The organism is Pseudomonas neustonica (assembly GCF_003797945.1).
GTDB lineage: Bacteria > Pseudomonadota > Gammaproteobacteria > Pseudomonadales > Pseudomonadaceae > Halopseudomonas > Halopseudomonas neustonica.
The window spans coordinates 1-5,168 of the sequence record NZ_RKKU01000054.1; the positions used below are offsets into that span (position 1 = coordinate 1).

General features: G+C 54.5%; 1 protein-coding gene. It reads left to right on the forward strand.

What is annotated here, in order from left to right; translation table 11 throughout:
• The first annotated feature begins 332 nt into the window (after positions 1-332).
• Positions 333-4,928, forward strand: a complete 4,596-nt coding sequence (locus EF096_RS19920; RefSeq protein WP_123891484.1) for an NACHT domain-containing protein — start codon at positions 333-335, stop codon at positions 4,926-4,928.
• Positions 4,929-5,168 lie beyond the last annotated feature (240 nt).

The following is a 5,168-nucleotide window of genomic DNA, read 5'->3' on the forward strand; positions in this document are numbered from 1 at the left end:
AGCTTCATACACGTTCTGACGCGCTATCGACACTGATCTTGGCAAATGTCCGGGAAAACGCCTCGCCCAAGAGCACTGGGCTTAGTCATCCAACATACGAAAAGTGTTTTTACACACTCTGGGCCGGTAGCAGTCCTTCATGATAGGCAGATTTCGGCCAGTAAGAGACATTCGTTGTTTTTAAAAGCGGGAGGTCCGGAAAGTTGTCGTTCTGCAACTGACACCTTTATTCTTCCGAACCTAGCCAAGAGGTGAAGCAAAGCGTTCACCTGACAAAGCTACGCCCCCTTAACTCCCATTGGCTACAACACTTGTGGAACCGTCATTCCAGCATGAACACAGCAGATAAAACGCACGCGAAGTCTCTACAGGACGCCCTTTTAGCCCTCGATCCTTCAGGCCCAGAAGGATTTGAAGGGTTACTCGGAGTCGTACTGGGTGAAATCACTGGACAATCTTTCCGTCTCGCAAAGTCAGGTACACAGCGAGGACGAGACGGCGATTCGGCGTTCGATGGCGGGGCCACATATTTCGAGGGCAAACGCTACAAAGAAGGCCTTTCGAAGAACGATATTTCGACAAAGCTTTTCGACGTTGCGAACGACGACACCGGCGTGGTGGATCTCTGGATACTCGGAGCAACATGCGAGGTGGCATCCCAAACAGTCGAAGACGGGCGGAAATTTTCGGCCAAGATCGGCTTCGGCTTCACGGTATTGGACTGGTCAAATAACGATCTCGGGGCGCTGCTCGTCGCCACTGTTGCGGCAGGTTCAAAATCCAAAGCAATTATCGAACAAGGACTCACCGGAAAGCTTAGTTCGGGCCTTATCACACCCGCTATCAAAGCAATCGAGCACTTTGAAAAACACGGGGATTATCCCTCAAGGCTGAGTGCGCTCAGAAAATTACTTGCCACAGACGTTGGGTTGGGCCACGCCAAGACGCTCAACCAAGAATGGCTGGGGCGGTTGTTTACAGACAAAGTGCAGGCGCGCGCCGAGCTCGGCCAACCACTCTCCCCATTTGATCTGTCCGGCCCTTCGGCACTCGACCGACCTGAGCGAGCGTTTCTTACAAAGGCATTCTCCGGAGTTCCAGAAAGCGAAATCTACGCAATTGTCGGTGAAGAGGGAGTCGGAAAATCCTGGCTGACTGTCCAGAGCTGGAGTCTGTCCAATCCCAAATCACTTCTCGTCCTGTGTCCTGCCGACGATTTGACCGGAGATGATGCAGAAGACTTCGATGACTTCCTAATTCGCAAACTGATCCATCAAACAGATGGAAATGTTACGCCGCAAGTGATCGCGCGCTGGCAGCGCCGCTTCAAATTTTGGCGCACGAACATTCCGGCAAGCTCCGTCCGCGTAACCCTCATAGCAGACGGGCTCAACCAACCCCTCAAGTCGAACTGGGGGCGCTGGCTCGACCGAGCTGCGCTTCGTTTGAAGGAACTGGGAGGCTGCCTAGTGGTCACCACCCGTACGCAGCACTGGGCATATCTCAAAAAAACGCTATTTTGTCCGGTAAGGACGATCACGCTGGCCGAGTGGTCCATCAATGACGTGAAACAGATATTGGGCAGTCGCGGCATCGACTTCTCCAACACCAGGATTGAGGTTCTCGAATCCGTTCGGAATCCCCGACTTCTTGGTATCGCTATTGAGCTGATAGAAGCCAAGGCCATCGAGCTTTTGGATGAGCTAAGCGTCGGGCGGCTGCTCTTTGAGCATATGCGCAGAATCGAGCAGCATGGGGCGGCTACAGTTTCGGCGCCCGCATTCGCCGACCTTTTGAAAGACCTCGCAGCTAAGGTATTGGCTCGAGCGAATGCGCAGGATACGGATGATCTTAGGCTGTTCGATGCCGTCCAAGAAGCCCAACTCGAAGCTGTTGCATCGAGCCGGTTCTTCTCCTCGGTGAAAGAAAGCGCGTCACAGTATGAGATAAAACTCGATGGTCTCAACCTGGCGCTCGCGCTCTACCTCGTCGGCCAACTCGAACGCGAGTTGCGCAACGAACGCGACCCGCGAGAAAAGCTAGCGACAATACTGGAACCGATCAGCGCACTTGATGAAACGGCCAAGGTTATCTTGCTCGCAACGCAGATCGCTTGCCTTGAAGATGAAACGAGCCCCGAGATACGCTCCGCGCTGATCGAAAAATTCGTATCACTGCAGAATCTTCCGAACAGCCAGGCCGACGCCTTCGCCGTGCTAGCAAAATCGGCCCCGCTCGCTTTCCTGCAAGCCGCTGAAAATGTATATCTGTCTCAAGAGCACATCGCCAGCAAAGAGTGGCTGCTTTACGCGCTACTCAACCGGCGCGACGAGCCGGGAATTTGGCAGCACATTTTGGAATCTACGAAGCGTTGGCTGTCCTTCTATTCGCTTGCACCAGAACGAGGGATGCACCGGACGTCGGGCCATGGATCTGTCACTCAGGCTGACGAAGAGCGCAATAGAGTCTTGGCTAACATTCAAGAACGTCAGGCTGCCCTCACTGAGGTCGAGCGATCCTTCATGACTAGGAAGCTCGTAGTCGCTCCGCACCCTAGGTTCGATGGTATAAGTCGCTTCGCTCTCTACCTTCTGGCTGGTATGCCGCTAGAAGAGATCGCAACCTATCTTGTCCGTTGGCGGTTTTCTGCCGCACTCAATTCATCAACGTCGGTGCCCTATGCAGAATTTGAGCAGGTTCTTCACTACAACCGCGCCGATTGGCAGGAAACTCGATCAGCAATCCTGAAGGGATTGGAAGCGCTGCCGGCGGAACACTCGTCCAGCGTGGGGCTGTGGACACGCGTCGGCATCCTGTACGGCACCGGGGATGTCGGCGACGCCAAAGAGGGGGCCCGTATCCGCGGTGAAATCACACGCGACCAAGAACGCTTTGAAGGCTGGTCTATAAAAGAAAATTACAGCGCTGTTGATCCCTGCAATCCCGATACCGTTGAACCAGAGAACGTTATCGCGACAGCCCAAAACTATCGACAGATTGACCCAGAAAAAATTGCTATGAGCCGGCGAATGGCCCAAGAGGACCATTACTTCCGCGGCGCTCGGGCCGGTGTCGCACGCTTCGTACCTGATGACGCGATACACACGCACCGTGCACTCGCGAGCGAAGTGCTCGGCCGTAGCGGGCATGCGCGGCTTCAGGGCGTATTGATGCTTTTACGGCATAGTGCGGCCCTCACAAAAGACCTTGCCCAACGCTTCCTTTCGGCCAGTGTATCTAGCACCGCGTCGCATAAAGACGGGCAAGACGATCGGGACGAATTCCTTACGGCACAGTTTTCCGCGATCATCGCATTGCCGCATTACACCGCCGACGAGCAGCTCGACGCGATCGCAAAAATGCAGGGCGAGACCCTCCTACTGGAGCTGCTCTCATGCGTGCGCAGTGCCACACCGGAAAAAGTGGAACAGGTGCTGGAGGGTGTTCTGCAGAGTGGAAATGAGCATGCGCAGACAGCAGTTCTTGCATCAATCCACTATTCTAAATCGCCGCTCACACCGCGCGCTGTCAGTATTGTCAAAGACTTCATCCGATCTCCACTCAAAAATCTCCGGCATGAAGCGCTCGGCCTCGCCGCATCGAGCGGCGACACTTCATTACTACAGGAAGTCATAGATAGTGGATGGAGCGCGGAAAAGCCGAACAAGCGCGACAGCAGTTTCGAGGAGTGGCACGGGTCCAGCGCGATATTGAAAGCGTTGGAAGCGGGCCTGATAGAGACGGAGTCCGCGCTTGATCGAATGAACGTGTCCCACTACGGGTTCGCCGCCGAAACGCTACCTGCCGAACAGGATGATGCCATCGCCGCTCGCATCGAAGCCGCGCTTGTGAAGGCATTGGACTATGAGGGTGATGTGGAGTTGCCGGAGATTGAGACTGGGGCGCCGACAGTGTCCGACCTCGCGCCTCCCCTGGTTTCGTTAACGGAACGGGTTCCGTCGGAAAACGACTTCACATCCCAGATGAATCGGCTTTCGGAAACGGAAGAACAGTTCGACGAGCGCCAACGCCGCATGAACAACGCCTATGAACGCTTTGCCGCTGAGCTTACGGCTGTTGAAGCAGACCTAATATTCTCCGACCTCACGTTCGACGGCATCAAATCGATCATCGGACAGGATGCTGATCGTGGTCAGCGCTGGCTCCGGATTTTGGTCGCCACCTCCGATCGAAAGCTCCGTCATCTTCACCACGTCGCCCTACAGGTAGCGGTCGCACTCGGCACCAGCGGCAATCCGTTAGCACTTGAGTTCATTACCCGTATTTTGGCATTGGACCCGACCATACGTCGTGTCACCGGCGTTGCAAAAATCCCTATAGAGACCATTGTCCTATGGAGCAACACTGCTAGCCCGGCGATGGTGGACATATGCAAAAGGCGCCTACGAACACCGCAAAGCGACAGCGACATCGCGCGAGAGGTCATCGCAGCCCATCTCTGCGGGAAGGTGGCAATTCTACAGACCTACATTGATGAACTTCTTGCCACGGACCGGCCGTACGAGACAGTACTTGCGCTCATGATTGCAGGCTTTTGCGACGATAGCGTCCACGCTAAGTCGGTTCTGTCCCGCTTCGACGGCACCGAGGGCTTCATTGGCAAAGCCCACTCAACTGCGAGCGATTCGTATGCAAGGAATCTTTGGGCAAAGACCTGGTATGCAAAGATGCTAAATGCCCAACGGCAGGAGGATTTCTGGAGCGCGTCCATTCTGTTTATGAAGATCGTCGATGGCCGTTTTGACATATGGTCCGAAGCCTCGATAGCACCAACAGCCATCTTCACGGCGTTTATGCCGACGATAAGTAGGGAGATCGGCAACAGAGCAATTAAGATCCAGAAAAAGCGCCAAGAGAAGCTGTTCGGTGAAAAAGCTCCCTCATCTGTAATGTTGAGCTTCGAATAATGAAGTGCGAAGGCAGAGGCGAAAGCGTGGCCGCTTTCGTCGGTAGGTATCGACTTTGCGAGTGGCCGAGACAAGAGCGCAAAGCTGCCCCGGGAAATCTCACCTCTATGTCTGCTTCTGGCCCAGAGTGTGTAAAAACGCCAGGACAAACCCTTGCTATAGTTTCTAAGAATTTCATTGCAAGGGAATCCCATGAAACGGTTTATCCAGGGTGAACACCGAGGTCAAAGCACCTTGCTT